This is a genomic window from Deltaproteobacteria bacterium (genome assembly GCA_019912665.1).
In the GTDB taxonomy this organism is placed as follows: Bacteria; Desulfobacterota; GWC2-55-46; order GWC2-55-46; family GWC2-55-46; genus UBA5799.
Map to the genome: position 1 here is coordinate 808609 of JAIOIE010000018.1, position 18092 is coordinate 826700.

Consider the following 18092-nt stretch of genomic DNA (forward strand, 5'->3'; position numbering starts at 1 on the left):
GGCTGTATTAAAAAACCCTCAATGAAGGGTTAAAAAGGCTCACCTTCTGAGCTGCGGGAATAGTATCACGTCCCTTATCGATGGCGAATCGGTCATGAGCATAACAAGCCTGTCTATGCCTATGCCCTCCCCTGCGGTGGGCGGCATCCCGTACTCGAGGGCGCGGACAAAGTCCTCGTCCATCTCGTGCGCCTCGGCGTCCCCGGCCGCCTTCTCCTTAAGCTGCGCAAGGAATCTTTCTTTCTGGTCGATGGGGTCGTTAAGCTCGGAGAAGGCGTTAGCGATCTCCCTCCCGGCGACCAGGAGCTCGAACCGGTCGACTATGGAAGGGTCCCCGGCGTTCTTCCTCGAAAGCGGGGATACGTCCAGCGGGTAATGCGTTACGAAGGTGGGCTGGATGAACTTGGGCTCGGCAACTTCCTCAAATATCTCTGTTATCACCTTGCCGTGACTCAGGCCCTCGGGTATGCTCAAACCGAGCTTTTTGGAAAATAGGACCGCCTTCTCATAGCTCCCGAAAATGTCCTCGGACGCATCCGAGTACCTTAAAATGGCGTCCCTTACGGAGATCCGGGTCCAGGGCGGGGTGAAATCTATCTCGGTCCCCTGGTAAGTTATCTTCGACGAGCCCGTAAGCTCAATCGCGAGGGCGCTTATCATCTCCTCGGTTAGGCGCATGAGGTCCTCGAAAGTCGCGTACGCCTGGTAGAACTCGAGCATCGTGAACTCGGGGTTGTGCTGGGTCGATATGCCCTCGTTCCTGAAGTTCCTGTTTATCTCGAAGACGCGCTCGAGCCCGGCGACGATAAGCCTCTTCAAATAAAGCTCAGGCGCTATCCTCATGTAGAGCTCCATCTGGAGCGCGTTATGGAAGGTCTTGAAGGGCTTTGCCGCGGCACCGCCCGGGATTGGCTGGAGCATGGGGGTCTCTACCTCCATGAACTCCCTTTTGGCGAGGAAGTCCCGTATGAATTTTATTATGCGGGACCTCTTTACGAAGACCTCCCTCACCTCGGGGTTGACCATGAGGTCTAGGTACCTCTGCCTGTACCTGGCCTCGACGTCGGTGAGGCCGTGCCATTTCTCGGGGAGCGGGTGAAGGCCCTTGGCAAGGAGGCGGAGCTTCGTAGCCTCTATAGTAAGCTCGTTGGTTTTGGTCCTGAATACGCGCCCCTCTACCCCGATGATGTCGCCCATGTCGCAGAGCTTGAACAGGGCGGAGCCCTCCTCGCCGAGGAGGTCTTTTTTAAGGTAGGCCTGTATGCGGCCGGTCCTGTCCTGAAGGTGCACGAAAGAGGCCTTGCCGAAGTCCCTCTTGGCCATTATGCGGCCCGCAATCGAGACGGTCTCGTCCTTTCGGGCCTCGAGCCCTTCGACGTCGAGCCCGCCGAATTCCTCTATTACAGAGGCGGCGGTCCGGGTAGGCTTAAAGTCGTTGGGGTACGGGTCGACCCCGGCCTCTTTCAGGGCCCCGAGCTTTTCGAGCCGCTGCTGGTACTCCACACTCTTCACTTCCACTATGGACACCTCAAAAAAAAGGGATTGCGGGGTTCGTCCGCAGAGAGCTCCGTCCGGAGAAAATCCAGCCCAAAAGGCGGATTTTCCCAATCAGGACAGGCCTGAAGATTAATGTTAAAAGTTATCTCATTTAATAGTGTGAGTCAAGGTAAAACCGCGGATTTTCAGGCGGTTATTGGGGGAATTGGCTGCTTGGAGCTACCGCGGCAATCAGGCCGAGAGTCCGCCATCTGCCTTGAGAGACACCTCTTCATAAGGCCTTCCGAGCGAGGCGGCCACGTTCCGGTGCACGACCTTTCCATCGAGCACATTGGCGCCGCGCCTAAGGGGCTCTGACGAGGCCAGGGCCTTTTTGACGCCCTGGTTCGACATGGCAAGGACATAGGGTAGGGTAGCGTTCGTGAGGGCGAAGGTCGAGGTCCTCGGGACAGCCCCTGGCATGTTGGCGACCCCGTAATGGAGCACCCCTTCCTCAAAATAGACCGGGTCGGAATGGGTGGTGGGCCTTATGGACTCCACACAGCCGCCCTGGTCGACCGAAACGTCGACTATGACCGAGCCCTTTTTCATGAGCCGGAGCATGCCCCTTGTTACAAGCCTCGGGGTCCTTGAGCCAGGTATGTGGACCGCGCCTATCATGAGGTCTGTGCGGCTTGAGCACATCTCTATATTATGGGAGTTGGAATAGAGCGTTTCCACCTTTACGCCAAAGAGGTCGTCAAGGTATCTCAGGCGGGCCGCGTTCGTATCGAGGACGGTTACGCGCGCTCCCAGGCCAACGGCCATCTTCGCGGCATTCACGCCCGCGACCCCGGCGCCTATTATCGTGACTGCCCCGGCCTCGACTCCGGGGACCCCGCTTAAAAGTACGCCCCTGCCGCCCTCCGGCTTAAGAAGGTAATGCGCGCCTGCCTGAACCGCGAGCCTCCCGGCCACCTCGCTCATGGGCGCGAGCACCGGGAGCGTGTGGTCCTGAAGCTCTATTGTCTCATAGGCAATCGCGGCTACCCCTTTATCTATGAGCTCCCCGGCAAGGCGATGGTCAGCGGCAAGATGGAAAAAAGTGAATACGGCAAGGCCGGGCCGGAGGTACGCATACTCCTCGGGCCTCGGCTCCTTTACCTTTACGATAAGCTCCGAGCGCGACCATACTTCGGAGGCGGACTGGACCACTTCCGCGCCCGCGCCCCTGTATTCGTCGTCCGTTATGGAGCTTCCGAGTCCGGCCCCTTTTTCGACCAGGACCGTGTGGCCGGCCTCCTTGAGGGCCCTTGCGCCCGCGGGCACAAGACCCACCCGGAACTCGTTGTCCTTTATCTCCCTGGGTACGCCGACTATCATCCTCGCCCTACCGAAAGACTTTGATTTTCAATAACTTGGAGCGCCCTCACAAGGGACAGGCTACCAGTTTTGGGGCAGGTAGTCAAGGCCGTCTCAGACCTGCTTCTCCCTGGTTTCCCGCATGAGCGGAAAGACCGTGTGCTTCAGGTAATAGAGGTCGGCCTCCACGGTCTTCATCTCCTCGTCCCGGAGCGTGAAGGGCGTAATGGGTGTGTCCCGGAGATAGGCGCTACGGAAGATGTCGCCGTTCCTCCTGAGAAAGTCCTCAGGGATGACGTCGCGGGCGCTAAGCCCGTTCATTATGCCCCAAGCGAGCGTCCACGCCCTCGCGACGTTGGAGAGGTCGTAGCCGCCTCCGCCCAGGGCGACCCAGGGGAGCCTGAAGGAACGGAAACGCTCGATCATTTTCTCGAAACTATTGGTCGTAAGGCTCAGGTGCGTAAGGGGGTCTGTTTCGAAGGAATCCACCCCGAGCTGGGTTACCAGCACGTCCGGCTGGAACTCCTCTATGAAGGGCGGGACCACCTCCTCGAATGCCTTAAGGTAAAGCTCGTCGCCTGTAGAAGGCGGAAGCGGCATATTGACCGAGAAGCCCCTGCCGCTACCCACCCCTATGTCGGTGACGAACCCAGTGCCGGGAAAGAGCCATTGCCCGCTCTCGTGGAGCGATATGGTCAGCACCCTGTCGGTATCGTAGAAGGCATACTCGACACCATCGCCGTGATGGGCGTCTATATCCACATAGGCGACGCGCTTTCCGAGGTTTACGAGGTGTTTTATGGCGATCGCGGCGTCGTTTATGTAACAGAAACCCGAGGCCCTGCCGGGCATGGCGTGGTGGAGCCCGCCCGCGATGTTGAAGGCCGTCTCGGCCTTGCCCTCTGCCACGAGTTCCGCGGCCTGAATGGAGGCGCCGGCAGACAGGGCCGACCACTCGTACATCCCGTTGAAGACCGGGTTGTCGGCGAACCCGAGGCCGTGGAGCGACCCGCCCACCGGTATAATCCCCGTGTTAGCCTCCTTCAGGACCCTCACGTAATCCGGGGTATGAAAGAGGAGGAGGTCGGATTCGCTTGCATGGGCGGCCTCGACAATAGCAGACGAGTTGAGCCCCAGGAGGCCCAATTCCCTTATGAGCTCATAAGTGAGGCGGAGCCTCACGGGCTTCATCGGATGGTCTATGCCGTAGTAAAAGGAGCCGAACCTGTCGGAGTAAACAAAGGCGGTCCTGGCCTTTCCGCCCCTTGCCCGCTGCCTACTCATACCTTAGCGCCTCTATGGGGTCCATGAGCGAGGCCTTCCGCGCGGGGTATATGCCGAACACCAGCCCAACGAGCGCGGAAAAAAGGAAGCCCAGCCCAACGGACCAGATTGTGATGACCGTCTCCCACTCGCCGAACCTCGAAAGGAGGACCGCCATTGACGAGCCCGCGGCAACACCAATGAGTCCGCCTGTTATGGTTATGACCAGCGCCTCTATGAGGAACTGCCTGAGTATGTCGCTCCGCCTTGCGCCGACAGCCATTCTCACGCCTATTTCCCTCGTCCTTTCGGTCACGGAAACGAGCATGATGTTCATAACGCCTATGCCGCCCACGAGGAGCGATACCGCCGCTATGCCGGAAAGGAGGACGGTAAAGGTCTGCGAGGTCTCCTCCAGCGTCCTTACCATCTCGGTAAAGTCCCTTATGGTGAAATCCGAAACGGCGCCTGGGGCGATCCTGTGCCTCTCACGGAGGAGCCGCTCGAGGTCCTCTTTCACCTTGGGTATAAGGGACGCGTCCTCGACCTGGATGTTTATGTCGTTCAGGTAGACCTGGCTGAATATCCGCCTCTGGGCGGTCGATATGGGGATAAAGACCTGGTCGTCCGGGTCCGACCAGGAGCTCTGCCCCTTTGGAAGCATTACTCCTATCACCGTGAACGTCTGCCCCTGTATCTTTATCTCCTCTCCAAGGGCCGGACTGTCCCCGAAAAGGTCCTGCCTGACGGTATTTCCGAGCACCGCGACCCTTCTCATCACCTTGATATCAGTTTCGTCCAGGAAATGCCCTTCCGCAACCTGAAAATTATTTATGCCGGGATATTCGGTAGTTGTGCCGGTTATCATCGTGTTCGTGTTCCTGTTCCCGTACTTTACCTGGCTTGAGCGGCCCGCGACAGGCGCAAGCGCCCGTATGCCGGACACCTCCCTTGCTACGGCCTCGGCGTCCTTAAGGGTGAGGGTCTCGACCGCGCCTGTCCTTATGTGCCCCATCCTTGCCGAGCCGGGGCGGACCCTCAAGAGGTTGGTGCCGAACCTGGAGATGGACTCCATTACCTGCTGTTTCGCGCCCTCGCCTATGGAAAGCATGGAGATTATCGAGGCAACGCCGATTATGATTCCTAGCATCGTGAGCGCGGTGCGCATCTTGTTGGCCAGGATGCCCCTGAACGCAACTTTTATTACCTGTGCGAGTACCATAATCTATCGCATTCCGGCCAAAGGGCTAAAAGGCCGCCTCATGCCGCGGAGAGCACCTTTCCGTCCTTTAGCGTTATCACCCTCTCGGAATGGGCCGCTATTTCGTTGTCATGCGTTACGACCACGAGGGTCGAGCCTTTTCTGTGAAGGTCCTTGAAGAGCTCCATGACCTCTCTGCCTGTGCGCGAATCGAGGTTGCCGGTCGGCTCGTCGCAGAGTATTATGGGCGGCCTCATGACGATCGCCCGCGCGATCGCAACGCGCTGCCTCTGCCCGCCGGAGAGCTCGTTGGGCCTGTGCCCCATCCTGTTCTCGAGGCCGACCTCCCTCAAGGCCTCTGCCGCTATCCGGGCCGTTCCCTCCGCCCCGGCGTAGAGCAATGGAAGCTCGACGTTCTCAAGCGCGGTCTGCCTTGCAAGGAGGTTAAAGCTCTGGAAGACGAAACCGATGTTCCTGTTCCTTACGGCCGCAAGGCCGTCGTCGTCCATCTCCTCGACCCTTATCCCGTTAAGGGTGTAGGCGCCGCCCGTGGGCCTGTCAAGGCACCCTATTATATTCATGAGAGTGGATTTGCCGCTCCCGGAAGGGCCCATTATGGACACGAACTCGCCTTTTTTTATGCGGAGGTCAACAGAGGAGAGGGCCTCAACGCGCTGGCCGCCCAGAAAATAAGTCTTTATTATACCCTTAAGCTCTATCATCTCGATGGTCGGAGGAGGCTCATGACCGGACGCCTCAGATGAGGAACCTTCTCCTCCGGTTGTCCTTTCTATCGGGACTCACGGGCGATGTTACGACCTCGGCCCCCTCGCCGATGCCGCCCCTTATCTCTATTAAAGCCCCGTCGGTCTCTCCTGTCTCGACCTGCACGAACTCCTGCTCCTTGCCCTTGACCACGTATACCCCGGACTTCCTGTTAAGCGTCTTTATCGCTTCCCTCGGTACAAGGAGCACGCCGCTTCTCGTGCTTGTCACTATCTTGACGTCGGCGGTCATGCCGGGCTTAAGGAGCGCCTTGTCCTCATCGGTGACCCTCACTACCACGTCGAAGACCGTTACAGCCATCTCTGTCCTACCCTTGGGCGCGACCCGCTCGACCGCCCCCCGGAACTTCTTTCCCGGCAGGGAGTCGGCCCTCACTTCCACTTCCTGCCCCGGCTTTATCTTCGAGATATCCACCTCGTCTATGTGCGCCGTGACGAAGATATCATCCAGATTGGCTATGCTGAATATCTGCGTGCCGTCCGAGGCCGATGAGATGGTCGAGGATATCACCTGCCCCCTGTCCACTAATTTTTTGAGTATCGTCCCGGTAAAAGGCGACTTTATCTTAGTGTCCGCGAGCCTGTCCCTGGCCTCTTTAAGCGCCTCTACGGACTGCAAGAGCTCGGCTTCTGCGAGCTTCACGTCGGCCCCGGCCTTCTCAAAGGCTATCTCGGAATCGTCCAGCTCCTGCCTTGAGACGATGCCGTCGCCGTAGAGCCTTTTCTGCCTGGAGAGCCTTACCCCGGCGTCCTTAAGTGCTATCCTGGCCTTCTCAAGCCTGGCCTCGGCCATGAGGAGCACCGCTTCCGCCTGCTTTGCCCTGGCCTCCTCGGTCTCGGGGTCGAGGCTTACGACCACCTCGCCTTTTTTTACAAGGTCGCCTTCGTTAAACGGGAAGTCTATTATCTCGCCTCCGGCCTTGCTCTTTACAATGACCTCGACATCCGGGTTTATTACGCCGTTGGCTGCGGCCTCTATCTTCAAATCCCCTATCCCGGCCCTTGCGGTCTTCAAATCTTGCGCCTCGGGGCTATTCCCGAGGCCCCGCCATAATAACGCGACGACTGCCAGGACAACGACGGCCCCGAGCCCATATATTATCTTCTTCCTCATCTCACCTCTGACGCATCTTTGATGTTGATGCCCAGCTCCTCAAGGAGGGTCCCCTTCTCCCTGTAAAACCTGAGAAGCGTTAGATTATACCCCGAAACAGCGTCGAGGCGCTTAAGCCTCGACTGGAGGAGGTCGTCCTGAATCCTCAAGACGTTGAAGGTCGTTGACCTTCCTGCCTCAAGCTTTCTCTCCTCTGCCGCGAGCGTTTCCTCCGCGAGCGCCACAGACTCATCCGCTGCTTCGAGCCTTTTTCTGTCCGTGTCTATCGCCTTTATGGCCTCGTCGAGCCCGAGGACGATATCCTGCTCAATGCGCCTGAGGAGCATCTTGAGCTGCATAGCTTCAATGCCTGTAACCTCCTGGGAGCCCCTGGCAAACCTATTCCCGAGAGGGTAGCTGAAAGCGAGTCCCACGAGCCACTGGGGGTTGGCGTCAATACCGCTAAAAGAATCGGAGAAGGACTCGCCAAGACCGCTATAACCGAACCTGGCCTCGACGTCCACGGCAGGATAGCCGAGGTTCTTCGCGTACCTTGCCTGAATGCTGTTCCTTTCGAGGGCGGCCCTGGCCTCAAGGTACTCGGGCCTGGTCTCCAGCGCTTTTGCTACCGAGGCCTCGAGACCTTCCCCCGAGGTCTTTAGCGTCCCGTCCCCTGCCGGGACGACCTCCGTGCCGGCCATTGCATAGGGGTCGCCCGCGATGAGCGACTTAAGCGAGCGCTCTCTTGCCTGGACCGCCTTCCTCGCAATGAGCACGTCCTCTTTCCTCGACGCAGCTGCCGCCTCGGCCTGCACGAGCTCGAGCCGGGAGATAACGCCCGCCTCCAGGCGCTTCCTGCTCGCTTCGAGAAGGGCCTCGGCCAGCCTTAGCGATTCCGTCCGCACGTCCAGCGCCAGCCGGGCGTTCATGAGGCCCCACCATGCCTCGCCGTAAAGAGTGACCGCGTCCAGAAGGGCGCGCTTAAGCGCTTCCTCGGATATCTGCCTTTCCTTCTTTAAAAGGTTTATCTCGAGTAGGTTCGAGTCGCCGTAGCCCCTGAGAAGGGGCTGACGGATCGATACCCCGGTAAAGGATTCGTATTCGAACTCCTGGCCGCTCAGGGTGTCGGCTGTCCAGGAAGAACTTGCCTCGAGCGTGTACTGGGTGCCGAGGCCCGTCCGCCCGGTAACACCTGCGTTGAGATTATAGGACTCGGACTCTATGGAGCGGAGCCCGCCCGCGGCAACGCTCGAACGCGAACTCAGGGGGGTGGTTATGTCCTGTCTTGAGAGCGAGCCGAAGACCGCCGGGTCGAAGGCCCCATAGGCGCTCAAGACCCTTCCGTCGATCAATACAGGCTCAAGCCTCCTCACGCCAAGGTCAAGGTTATTGTCGATGAGCATGAGGATTCCGCTTCTGAAGCCCAGATGAAGGGTCTCTGCAGAGGCCGGCGCGCCTGAAAGGAGTGTCAGGAACGATGCAAGGACGGTTAGTATGAGGATGTTAGGCATCGGAATCAAAACGTAACTAGAGGGGGCAAGGTTCCGTAAGCGGGCCCCCTGAATCCCGGCGTACAAGCTGTCAAAATCCCGGGAAGGCGCCCAAAGCACAAAAAAGCTGCGGAGACTTCCCCTGAGAAGGCCTCTTGGTCAAGCCTTGCGGCCTGCGGGCCGGGCAGGCTCCCTCAAAAGCGTCTTTCTCGGCCTTATGCCGACGGAGTGGTCCTTGGGAGGGGCCGTTTTTCTAAGGAGGTCAAGCCGATTCTGTTTTTCAAGCCGCCTGTATATGCGCACCCAGGCGCACTCGCATTCGATGTTGACCTCGCACATGCCGTCTGCAACGCCGCCGCACGGGCCGTTAAGCAGGCCCTTGGGGCATTCGGTGTGCGGGCATATGCCGCCGGTAGCGGCCAGCACGCATTCGCCGCAGAGGGAGCACCCCTCGAAGAACCTGCCCACCCGCTCGACTGTTGCGAGAAAGATGGAGTCCAGGGCCGGGAGAACGGGCTGCGTCTCTTCGGCCACGTCCGCGACGGTCCGGACGCCTGCCCCGCAGGCGAGCACGAGCACCGCTTCGGCGTCCTTAAGCCGCTCGTTCTCCCTGTAGGCCTTCAAGACGAGCTGCCTGTAGCAGGTCTCTTCCGGGAGCGAGCTCCCAAGGACCCTTACGCCCTTCTCCTCGAGGAGGCGGGCCATCTCCTCGAGCTCCTTTTTCCCGCCGGTAGAGCACTGCTCGGCGCAGGAGTCGCAGCCGAAGAGGTATACGGTCTTTTTACCCTCGAGAGACCCGAGGATCTCCTGTATGTCTTTCTTTTCGGTGATTATCATTTTAAGGGGAAAGAGAGCAACTTAATTAAACGCGACTGAAAGAGCAGCGAAAAGAAAGAATATGTTTCGCCGGAAGCCAATAGCCTCCCTTATGAGGCGCTTCGTTTCGCGGCTTCCACCGTGTTTTTAAGGAGCATGGCTATGGTCATGGGGCCCACCCCGCCCGGGACCGGCGTTATGAAGCCGGCCCGTTTTGATGCGCCCTCGAAATCTACGTCGCCCACGAGCTTGCCCTCGGGGGTCCGGTTTATGCCCACGTCGATGACAACGGCCCCTTCCTTTATCCAGTCACCGCGGACGAATTCGGCCCTGCCAACGGCCGCTACCACCACGTCCGCGCTGCGTACCCTTTCCGGCAGGTCCCTTGTCTTGGAATGGCAGATGGTCACGGTCGCGTTTCTTCTAAGGAGCATCATGGACATGGGCTTACCGACTATGTTGCTCCTTCCGATGACGACCGCGTCCTTGCCGGAGAGATCTATTCCGGTGGAATCTATGAGGCGCATTACGCCATACGGGGTGCAGGGCTGGAGCACCGGGTTCCCGATCATGAGCCGGCCTATGTTGTAGGGATGGAAACCGTCGACGTCCTTCCGGGGAGATATCTCCTCGAGGATCGTCTCCTCGTTTATCTGTTTCGGGAGAGGGAGCTGGACGAGTATGCCGTGCACATTCCTCGATGCGTTCAGGTCCCTTATTAGACGAAGGAGCTCTTCCTGGGTTGCAGATTGAGGGAGGGCGTGCTTATCCGATTTTATTCCGACCTCTTCGCATGCCTTGACCTTGTTCCGCACATAGAGCTGGGAGGCCTGGTTTTCGCCTACCAGGACCACCGTCAGGCCGGGGACTATGCCGGACTCCTCCTTTAAGGCAAGTATCTCGGATTTGAGCTCCGCCCTTACCTGGGCGGCAATTTCCTTTCCGTCAATAATCGCGGCTGTCTTCATTAATGTCCCGTAGGCGCTCTGTTTTTCAAAGGAGTATACTTTAAAACACCTTGTAATGCAAAGAAAATTGAAGACTTCTGCAAACCGTGCCTTTTTCGGCACTGTAGAGCAGCGGTTTCGACCGGGAAGGGGGCAATTCGTCTTGACACCGCATGAAGGCGGTGATTTATTATCGGGGTTTAGCCATAACTTGGTTTTACAGGGGCCTTGCGGGCGCGGTCTTGCAGATTGAGAATAGTACCGAAGGAGCGCTCAGCAGCCCTCTGCCGGTCCGGCCAAAAACCCATTTTTCTCTGGAATGCACGAAGGAAAGGGGGGATAATGAATTTTCTGGAGAGCGTTAACGAGGAGCTCAAGAAGGCGGTCGAAGAAGGCTGGGCTGCCTTGAAGGAGAGCGCCCAGTCCGGGAAGCTCCGTCTTAAGCTCTATAACCTCAACAGGGAGGCCGAGAAGCGTTTCAGGGAGATCGGCGGGATAGTGTACGAATCGGAAAAGCTCCATAAGGATGACCCGCTCAAAAGCCCCGAATTGCAAAGGCTTGTTGCCGAGATCAGGCAGATAGAGGCGGAAACGGAAGCACTTCGAGAAGAGATGAGGAAAGTCAAAGGCAAGGAGCCGTCAATAACGAAATAGCACGTCTCCATTCATGCAGCCCACCTTTGCGCTGCCCGAACCATCGGGCCCGAATAACAGCCTTTTAAGTATATGGAAAACATACCGCTTCTAAGGGACATAGTCGTCTTGCTTGCGGTCTCGGTGCCGCTAAGCATGATCCTTTCGAGGGCCGGCCTGCCTACGGTTGTGGGGTTCCTCATAACAGGAATAGTCATCGGCCCCTACGGGTTCGGGCTTGTACGGGACGTGCACACCGTGGAGCTCCTTGCCCAGGTCGGGGTGGTGCTCCTTCTTTTCACCATCGGGCTAGAGTTCTCGATTTCAAAGCTCCTTAATATCAGGCGCGAGGGCCTTATCGGCGGCGGACTTCAGGTGGGGCTCACGGTGCTTTGCGTCGCGGGCCTCTCCCTTATTCTCGGGCAGGACCTCAAGGTCGCCGTGCTCCTGGGCTTCGTGGTGTCCCTTTCATCTACAGCGATAGTCCTTAAGCTCCTGGCCGACAGGGGAGACGTGAATACGCCTCAAGGCAACTTTTCGGTCGGGGTTCTCATATTCCAGGACCTGGCCGTGGTCCTCATGGTCATGGTCCTCCAGTCCATCGGGCTCAACGGAGGGGCCTCTCCGCTCGATATTTCGAAAAAGCTCGGGGTCTCGTTCGCGGCTTTCGCCGTGATCGTAGCCGGGGTCGTGTGGCTCATACCCAGGCTCTTCGACCAGGTCGTGAAGCTCCGGAATAGAGAGGTCTTCATCCTCACAATCGTCCTCGTCTGCCTGGGCACGGCCTGGTTCACCTCTCTTTTCGGCCTCTCGCTCGCCCTCGGGGCCTTCATAGCCGGGCTCGCCATATCGGAATCCGAGTACAGCAACCAGATAGTAGCGGAGGTAATCCCGTTCAGGGACACCTTCTCAAGCCTCTTCTTCATCTCAATAGGGATGCTACTGGACCTGAGGTTCTTTATCGGCCACATAGGCTGGGTGGCGCTCCTGGTAATGGTCATCGTAGCGGCCAAGGCGCTGGTCGTAATAGGCATAGGGCGGGTATTGAAGTACCCGTTCAGGCTCTCGATCATAGTGGGCCTGAACCTCGCGCAGATAGGCGAGTTCTCCTTCATACTCATAAAGATGGGGCAGGACTACAACCTCCTTAACGAGGTCCTTTACCAGTCCTTCCTGGCCTCGGCCATCATAACAATGGCCCTTACGCCCTTCATATACCAGAGGTCGGCGAGGCTGGCCTTTGACCTCGGAAAGCTCCTCGGCATGGGCGGCGGGCATCCGGGGCAGAAAAAGACCCATCTCTCGAACCATGTCATAATAATCGGCTACGGACTCAACGGGCGGAACCTCGCCCGGGTCTTGAAGGAGACCGGCATCCCCCACGCCATCATGGAGATGAACATGGAGCGGGTGAAGGCGGCCAAGGCCGAGGGGCACAGCGCCTACTTCGGGGACGCGAGCCACCCTGAGGTCTTCAAGAAATTGGGGGTCGAGAAGGCAAAGATGGTGGTTACCGCCATATCAGACCCCATAAGCACAAGGGCGATCGTAAAGACGGCGAGAGAGATAAGCCCGACCATCTCCATAATAGTGAGGACCAGGTTCGTGAAGGAGGTGGAGGACCTTTACAGGCTCGGCGCGAACCAGGTCATCCCCGAGGAGTTCGAGACCTCTGTTGAGATATTCGCGCGGGTGCTTAAGGACTACAGGGTCCCCACCAATATAATCCAGAACCAGATCGACCTTATCCGGCAGGAAGGGTATGCGATGCTACGGAACCCGGCGCTCTCGACCGACAGGTTATCCAGGCTCTCGGCCATACTGGAGAAGACGGTCATGGATACCTTCTATGTGGATGAGGCCTGTTCGGTTGCCGGGTCGACCTTGAGGGAACTGTATTTCAGGAAAAGGACCGGCGCAACCGTCATAGCCGTAGCCAGGGGAAACGGGGCTAACACTAACCCGGGGCCGGAATTCAGGATAGAGAAGGGGGATATACTGGTACTTTTAGGGAGCCACGCCCAGCTCGCCGCGGCCTTTCAGATACTGAACGAGAAGTGCCCTGTCACCAGGGCATGAACTCTTTTGGCTTGTAATAAATACCCAAAGACCCCGGACCTCTTCCGCTCGCCCCCGGGCCAGGCCCGGTGATAACCCTAATAAGAAAGGGGGCTATGAGCCCCCCCCCTTCTCTGAGTTGAAAAACAGCGCTTTATGCTGTTAATCCTTTTCTTTCTTTTCAGGTATGCCGCTCAATGCCTCTTCAGGTTCCGGAAAAGGCCCGTTCGAATACCGGCACGGTCCGGTCTTCAGGAAACAGGACTGGATGAGCTTCCTCTTCTCGTACTGGTTATAGCAGAGCCAGCTCTCTTTTCCGTTCTCGTTCTTTATTATGGTAAGGAACTTGCAGCGGCTGTCCATGTAAAAACCCCTGATCTGATGGTAACATTTATGCAGGCAGGGGTCAATGGAGGGTAGCTAAGGCCTGGAGGACAGGAAAGGTGGAAAATTGGCGCGCCCGGAGGGATTCGAACCCCCGACCCTCTGATTCGTAGTCAGATGCTCTGTCCAGCTGAGCCACGGGCGCTTATGCTTGCTTTGGAATGGGAATGCCCCGAGGGGCCAGAAAACTTTTTGGAACCAAAAGGCAGGCCCAAAATGACAGCCTTCCCTTGTTCGTTCAAAGATTTTAACATCTGGGGATTTTCAGTCAAGAGATTAGTATCGGCGTTCTCAGGGAATTAGATTCTGGGACTTGCGTCCCGGCCTTAAAAAGAGACCTCAGCTGGACATGGCTGACGGGTCTTCTCAGGCAACATGATAACAAAAAAGGCAGTGAGCTTTTCGCTCGCCTGCCTTTTTCCTTGCAAGGCGTCCGGGCCTGAGCCCATCCCCAGCCCCGCTCCGGACCCGGACGCCTTGCAAGGCATGTCATTTGATTCAAGTAACCTGGACTAAACACCTGCATTATATACCGGGAGCCGAATGGTTTAAACTGTACCCAAGTACAGTCCGCGTCCGGCCCGCGTATTTGCCTTTGCAACTCTCCGCACAATCAAATAGAATAAGAGGACGGCTATGAATTTCGGAGGCATGGATGGACTCAATAACATTACTGGGGCTACTGGGCGGGACCCTTACTACCGCATCCTTTTTCCCCCAGGTGGTAAAGACGATAAAGACCCGCTCGACAAAGGACGTTTCGTTTGCGATGTTCCTGCTCCTTTCAGTAGGGATAACCATTTGGATAATCTACGGGATCAAGATAGGCTCCGTCCCGGTCGTGATAGCGAATTCGGTTTCGCTCGTCTTTTCGCTTATCATCCTTATACTCAAGCTGGTATATAGATAGGCTGTAAATGGAATTTTTTACATTGTACCGGGGGGCAAGGTGCCTCGTTCTATTTGCCGTGGCCGAGATGTATGATATGATCGCATCAAATTCCCCCTCAAACTTTCGAAGTTGAAGGCAAGGCAGGCGCCGGGACCGGTCTGTGGACAACTTTTCTTCTGGAATAGATGTGGTTTCCCTGAAAAGGGCCGAAAGGACTTTTTCAAACGCCCGTTTCCTTAAATCGGTCTTTACAGACCGGGAAATCGAGACTGCGTTTTCCATGAGGGAGCCGGAGAGGCACCTTGCCGGCAGGTTCGCGGCCAAGGAGGCCTTTGTAAAGGCCCTCTCAAAAGGCATCCTCTCGGGCATCAGTCTGAGAGACGTAGAGATCACTGCAACGCCCGGCTACCCTCCGGCTTTCAAGCTCGGCAGGGAGCCCGAAAATCTTGTGGCCGGGAGGAGCATCCACTTAAGCCTCTCATATACAAGTGATTTCGCATTCGCTCTCGTCGTCATAGGCTGACTGGCCCTGATTAAAATTCGGGGCTCAAAAATATTTAACAATTCTATTTTTCCTCCGAAATATGCAGTATACAAGCCGCACCTTGTTTTCCGTTTGAAAAAATGTGCTATACTGTTTTAGAATGCTCGTCAAAACACAGCCTGCTTTCAAGAAATCATGAATCTGCGTTCCAGTTGAACCGCACCGGAGGATGTAGTTGGCACAAGTAGTAGTCGCGATGAGCAATGTCCTTTTATCAGAAGGTATTGCCAAGCTGATAGAATCCGAAAAAGAACTCTCCGTTTCCAGAATACTCGCGCCCGGTAGGGAGTATTCCAACGCGGAGCTTCAGTCACTGGGTTCGTCTATCGTCATTACGGATTTTATGACCCTGCACAATTCTTTTCCCGGCCTTGAGGAAGCCGCGAAAAGGCCCCTTTTCATACTCATTGATACGGATTGCGGCAGGGAAAACCTCGTCTCGGCTGTCCTCAGGAAAAAGATTAACGGGGTCCTTCTCGGGGATTCGAGCCCGGAGCTCCTTATAAAGGCGATAAAGGCCGTCGCGAAAGGCGACATCTGGCTTGACAAGCAGACATTCAAGAACATACTCCACGGCATCAACGCGCTGGGGAGCGAGAAAAACTCCCTGTCCCCCAGGGAAAAGGAAATAGTCCAGCTTACGGGCAAGGGGCTAAGGAACAAGGAGATAGCCCAGCAGCTTAATATAAGCGAGACGACGGTAAAAACGCACCTTAACAGGATCTTCCAGAAGCTGAACATAAAAGCCCGTTCCGAGCTCATAAGCTATGCGATCAAGAACCACGCCATGAATAACCACCACCTGAGAAATACTTTACAATAAAGCCGAAGCCCTCCCCCTTTTACTCCCTGTAAGCCCCACATAATAAACGCTTTTCTGAAGTCCTGCATCCGTATGTATCAATCCTGACAGCCGATGGCACCAGCTTGTCAATACAACCAAAGGACTACTCCCTCCTAAAAAGGTTGTACTACCTATTTCATGATTTTGTATACCTTTGAAGGATTGCCAATTCCCTTAACCGCGACTATTATAGGCCGTCCACAATACGTTTCAGGGTAAGGGCCTGTTGAAAAAATCCAAGGACATTACCAGTACGCGCGTCTGCCCGTCTTGCGGTAAGGCCTTCATCTGGTTCGTAGAGACGCCGCTGGCATGCCCGTACTGCGGCTACCTGCACCATGAAAAAAGAGGTGAAAACAGGACCGCCCTGGAGAGGACGTTCGAACTGAGGCTGGGAGGAAAGGTCTTCCCGGCAGACCTCCTCGATTATTCGCCTTCCGGAGTGAGGCTTTCCTGTCCGGAGCGCATAGGCACGGACACGCTCGTGTCCATAAATATAACCGAATTGGGCATTCACAGGTCCGCAAGGGCCGTCTGGGCCCTGTCGCTATCGCCGGGGGTGGCGATAGCAGGATTTAAATTCATCTGAGGGGAAGTCATGTTCTCAAGACACATACTTAAGACGCTCACAATCGCGCTTTTTGCGCTCTTCCTGGCCAATACGCCAGCCTATGCCTCCGGGGAAGCAGGCGGGCCCGAATACCAGATAGGACCCGAGGACTTACTCGAAATAGTGGTCTGGAGAAATACCGAGTTGTCAAGACAGGTCACGGTGAGGCCCGACGGCAGGATAACGCTGCCGCTCATAGGCGAGCTTACCGCCGCAGGGCTTACGCCAGAAGAACTCAGGGCAGAGATTGTCGAGCGGCTCAAGGAGTACCAGCAGAGCGCGGTCGTCGCATCGGTCATAGTGCAGAGCGTCAACAGCTACAGGATATACGTCCTCGGGCAGGTGCAGGTGCCTGGAAGCTATACCCTGAAGTCCAGGACCACGGTCCTCCAGGCGCTCTCGCTCGCCGGGGGGTTCAGCCAGTTCGCGTCCAAGAACAAGATAGTGCTCATAAGGAAACGGTCAGACGGGCTCGACGACAAGATCCAGGTCAAGTTCAACGACCTGGTCTACGATGAAAAGAGCCGCGCGAACGAGTACCTTTTGCCGGGAGATACGATTTTTGTTCCGTAGGCTGCTCCTTACCGGTCTTCTTTTGGCAATCCCGGCCGGAGAGGCCTGGGCATGGGTCGCAAAGCCGTCATTATCGACCGAGTTCCGGTTCGAGAAGAACTCAGGTGTTGCAGCGGACGGGAGCGGCTCGGGTGATGACAGCATCCTCAGGGCATCTCCCAGGCTCGAAATGGAAAGCAGCAGCATGAACGTCGGATTCAACGCGGGATACGGGTTTACCGGGAACTATTATCTGGACGACCACGACAGGGACTGGGTAGCCCACAACGCCGTAGCGGGACTTGAAATGAGGATTTCACCTTTGTCGCAACTGCAGGCCGGATACGATTTCACGTACACAAGGGAGCCGAGGGAGGCTACCGCGACAGGCATCGAGGCTTTCCGGACCGAGGGTATCCGCTCGCATAACGCCAGCGTGAACGGATCGAGAACGATAAGCCCGAGGCTCACGGGCAGCCTCTCGCTTTCCGGGAACGTCCTCGAATTCGAAGACCCCTCTGCCGTGGACAGCAGGACTTATTCGGCCGGCGCAGCCGGGGAGTTCCGCTGGACTGAAAGGACGAGCCTCACCCAGTCATATGAGTACACGAATCTCACTTACGATAACGGCCCGTCGACTGAGATACAGAGCCACTCGCTCAGCGCGGGCTTTTCAACCCGGCACTCGGAGAGCCTTACCTATAACCTTTCCGCTGGCCTGATCTACTCGACGGGGATTAGCGAGCATTCCGACTGGAGGGCCTCCGCAGGCCTTTCAAAATCGTTCCAGCGGGGTTCCGTTTCGGCCTCCTACTCGAGAGGCGTATCGGACAGCTCCGGGTTGACCGATGAGCTCAACATAAGCGAGACCGTCAGCGCCGGCTTCTCCCGGAACTTAAGCGATGCAGCCTCTTTGACTTTGACCACCGGCTATGCAAGGAACAGGACGAAGCCGGCAGGCACTGTGGACCTCAAGTCCTATTCGGCAGACGCCGGAGTACGCTGGCAGGTCAAGCGCTGGGCGATAATCGGCGCAGGCATAAGCCACTTTAACCAGCTTTCCGAGGGGATAACCGGCTCGGACGCAGAGAGGAACGCCTTTTACCTGAACTTGACGGTACATAGCGAATACAGGCCCTGAG

Annotated in this window: 18 protein-coding genes and 1 tRNA gene; 8 read left to right on the forward strand and 11 right to left on the reverse strand. The window is 56.9% G+C overall.

What is annotated here, in order from left to right; translation table 11 throughout:
* Positions 1-39 precede the first annotated feature (39 nt).
* The 9 genes from lysS to folD form a co-directional block, all read right to left on the reverse strand.
* Entirely contained in the window at positions 40-1527 is a 1488-nt protein-coding gene (lysS, locus tag K8I01_08310) for a lysine--tRNA ligase (protein ID MBZ0220416.1), read from the reverse strand.
* A gap of 201 nt (positions 1528-1728) precedes the next feature.
* Positions 1729-2859: an alanine dehydrogenase gene (ald, locus tag K8I01_08315; GenBank protein MBZ0220417.1), complete on the reverse strand. Its 1131-nt coding sequence runs from the start codon at positions 2857-2859 to the stop codon at positions 1729-1731.
* Between the two features lie 93 nt (positions 2860-2952).
* Positions 2953-4122, reverse strand: coding sequence for an acetoin utilization protein AcuC (locus K8I01_08320; GenBank protein ID MBZ0220418.1), 1170 nt, complete (start codon positions 4120-4122; stop codon positions 2953-2955).
* On the reverse strand, positions 4115-5323 hold the full coding sequence (locus tag K8I01_08325; protein ID MBZ0220419.1) for an ABC transporter permease: 1209 nt from the start codon (positions 5321-5323) through the stop codon (positions 4115-4117). The genes K8I01_08320 and K8I01_08325 overlap by 8 nt, the downstream gene beginning before the upstream one ends.
* Positions 5324-5361: 38 nt before the next feature.
* The gene (locus K8I01_08330; protein MBZ0220420.1) at positions 5362-6024 is read right to left on the reverse strand and encodes an ABC transporter ATP-binding protein; all 663 of its coding nucleotides are present in this window, start codon (positions 6022-6024) and stop codon (positions 5362-5364) included.
* A gap of 34 nt (positions 6025-6058) precedes the next feature.
* Positions 6059-7201 carry an efflux RND transporter periplasmic adaptor subunit gene (locus K8I01_08335; protein MBZ0220421.1) on the reverse strand — a complete coding sequence of 381 codons (1143 nt, stop codon included), beginning with the start codon at positions 7199-7201 and terminating at the stop codon, positions 6059-6061.
* Positions 7198-8691 carry a TolC family protein gene (locus K8I01_08340; protein ID MBZ0220422.1) on the reverse strand — a complete coding sequence of 498 codons (1494 nt, stop codon included), beginning with the start codon at positions 8689-8691 and terminating at the stop codon, positions 7198-7200. The genes K8I01_08335 and K8I01_08340 overlap by 4 nt, the downstream gene beginning before the upstream one ends.
* Positions 8692-8829: 138 nt before the next feature.
* Complete coding sequence (locus K8I01_08345) at positions 8830-9507, reverse strand: methylenetetrahydrofolate reductase C-terminal domain-containing protein (protein MBZ0220423.1); 678 nt, start codon at positions 9505-9507, stop codon at positions 8830-8832.
* Between the two features lie 89 nt (positions 9508-9596).
* Entirely contained in the window at positions 9597-10454 is an 858-nt protein-coding gene (gene folD / locus K8I01_08350) for a bifunctional methylenetetrahydrofolate dehydrogenase/methenyltetrahydrofolate cyclohydrolase FolD (protein MBZ0220424.1), read from the reverse strand.
* Positions 10455-10775: 321 nt separating this feature from the next.
* Between folD and K8I01_08355 the strand changes: the two genes are divergently transcribed.
* Complete coding sequence (locus K8I01_08355) at positions 10776-11087, forward strand: hypothetical protein (protein MBZ0220425.1); 312 nt, start codon at positions 10776-10778, stop codon at positions 11085-11087.
* Positions 11088-11159: 72 nt separating this feature from the next.
* The gene (locus tag K8I01_08360) at positions 11160-13145 is read left to right on the forward strand and encodes a cation:proton antiporter (GenBank protein ID MBZ0220426.1); all 1986 of its coding nucleotides are present in this window, start codon (positions 11160-11162) and stop codon (positions 13143-13145) included.
* 141 nt (positions 13146-13286) lie between these two features.
* Here K8I01_08360 and K8I01_08365 read toward each other — a convergent pair whose 3' ends face one another.
* Both K8I01_08365 and K8I01_08370 read right to left on the reverse strand, forming a co-directional pair.
* Complete coding sequence (locus K8I01_08365; GenBank protein MBZ0220427.1) at positions 13287-13487, reverse strand: hypothetical protein; 201 nt, start codon at positions 13485-13487, stop codon at positions 13287-13289.
* A gap of 89 nt (positions 13488-13576) precedes the next feature.
* Positions 13577-13653 (reverse strand) — tRNA-Arg (locus tag K8I01_08370).
* A gap of 510 nt (positions 13654-14163) precedes the next feature.
* Here K8I01_08370 and K8I01_08375 point away from each other — a divergent pair.
* The 6 genes from K8I01_08375 to K8I01_08400 all read left to right on the forward strand — a co-directional run bounded on the left by K8I01_08375 (position 14164) and on the right by K8I01_08400 (position 18091).
* Entirely contained in the window at positions 14164-14418 is a 255-nt protein-coding gene (locus K8I01_08375; GenBank protein ID MBZ0220428.1) for a SemiSWEET transporter, read from the forward strand.
* A gap of 169 nt (positions 14419-14587) precedes the next feature.
* On the forward strand, positions 14588-14923 hold the full coding sequence (acpS, locus tag K8I01_08380) for a holo-ACP synthase (GenBank protein ID MBZ0220429.1): 336 nt from the start codon (positions 14588-14590) through the stop codon (positions 14921-14923).
* A 196-nt stretch (positions 14924-15119) separates the two neighbouring features.
* On the forward strand, positions 15120-15767 hold the full coding sequence (locus K8I01_08385) for a response regulator transcription factor (GenBank protein MBZ0220430.1): 648 nt from the start codon (positions 15120-15122) through the stop codon (positions 15765-15767).
* Between the two features lie 247 nt (positions 15768-16014).
* Positions 16015-16377, forward strand: a complete 363-nt coding sequence (locus K8I01_08390) for a hypothetical protein (protein ID MBZ0220431.1) — start codon at positions 16015-16017, stop codon at positions 16375-16377.
* Positions 16378-16386: 9 nt separating this feature from the next.
* The gene (locus tag K8I01_08395) at positions 16387-16971 is read left to right on the forward strand and encodes a polysaccharide biosynthesis/export family protein (GenBank protein MBZ0220432.1); all 585 of its coding nucleotides are present in this window, start codon (positions 16387-16389) and stop codon (positions 16969-16971) included.
* Positions 16961-18091, forward strand: a complete 1131-nt coding sequence (locus K8I01_08400) for a hypothetical protein (GenBank protein MBZ0220433.1) — start codon at positions 16961-16963, stop codon at positions 18089-18091. The genes K8I01_08395 and K8I01_08400 overlap by 11 nt, the downstream gene beginning before the upstream one ends.
* Position 18092 lies beyond the last annotated feature (1 nt).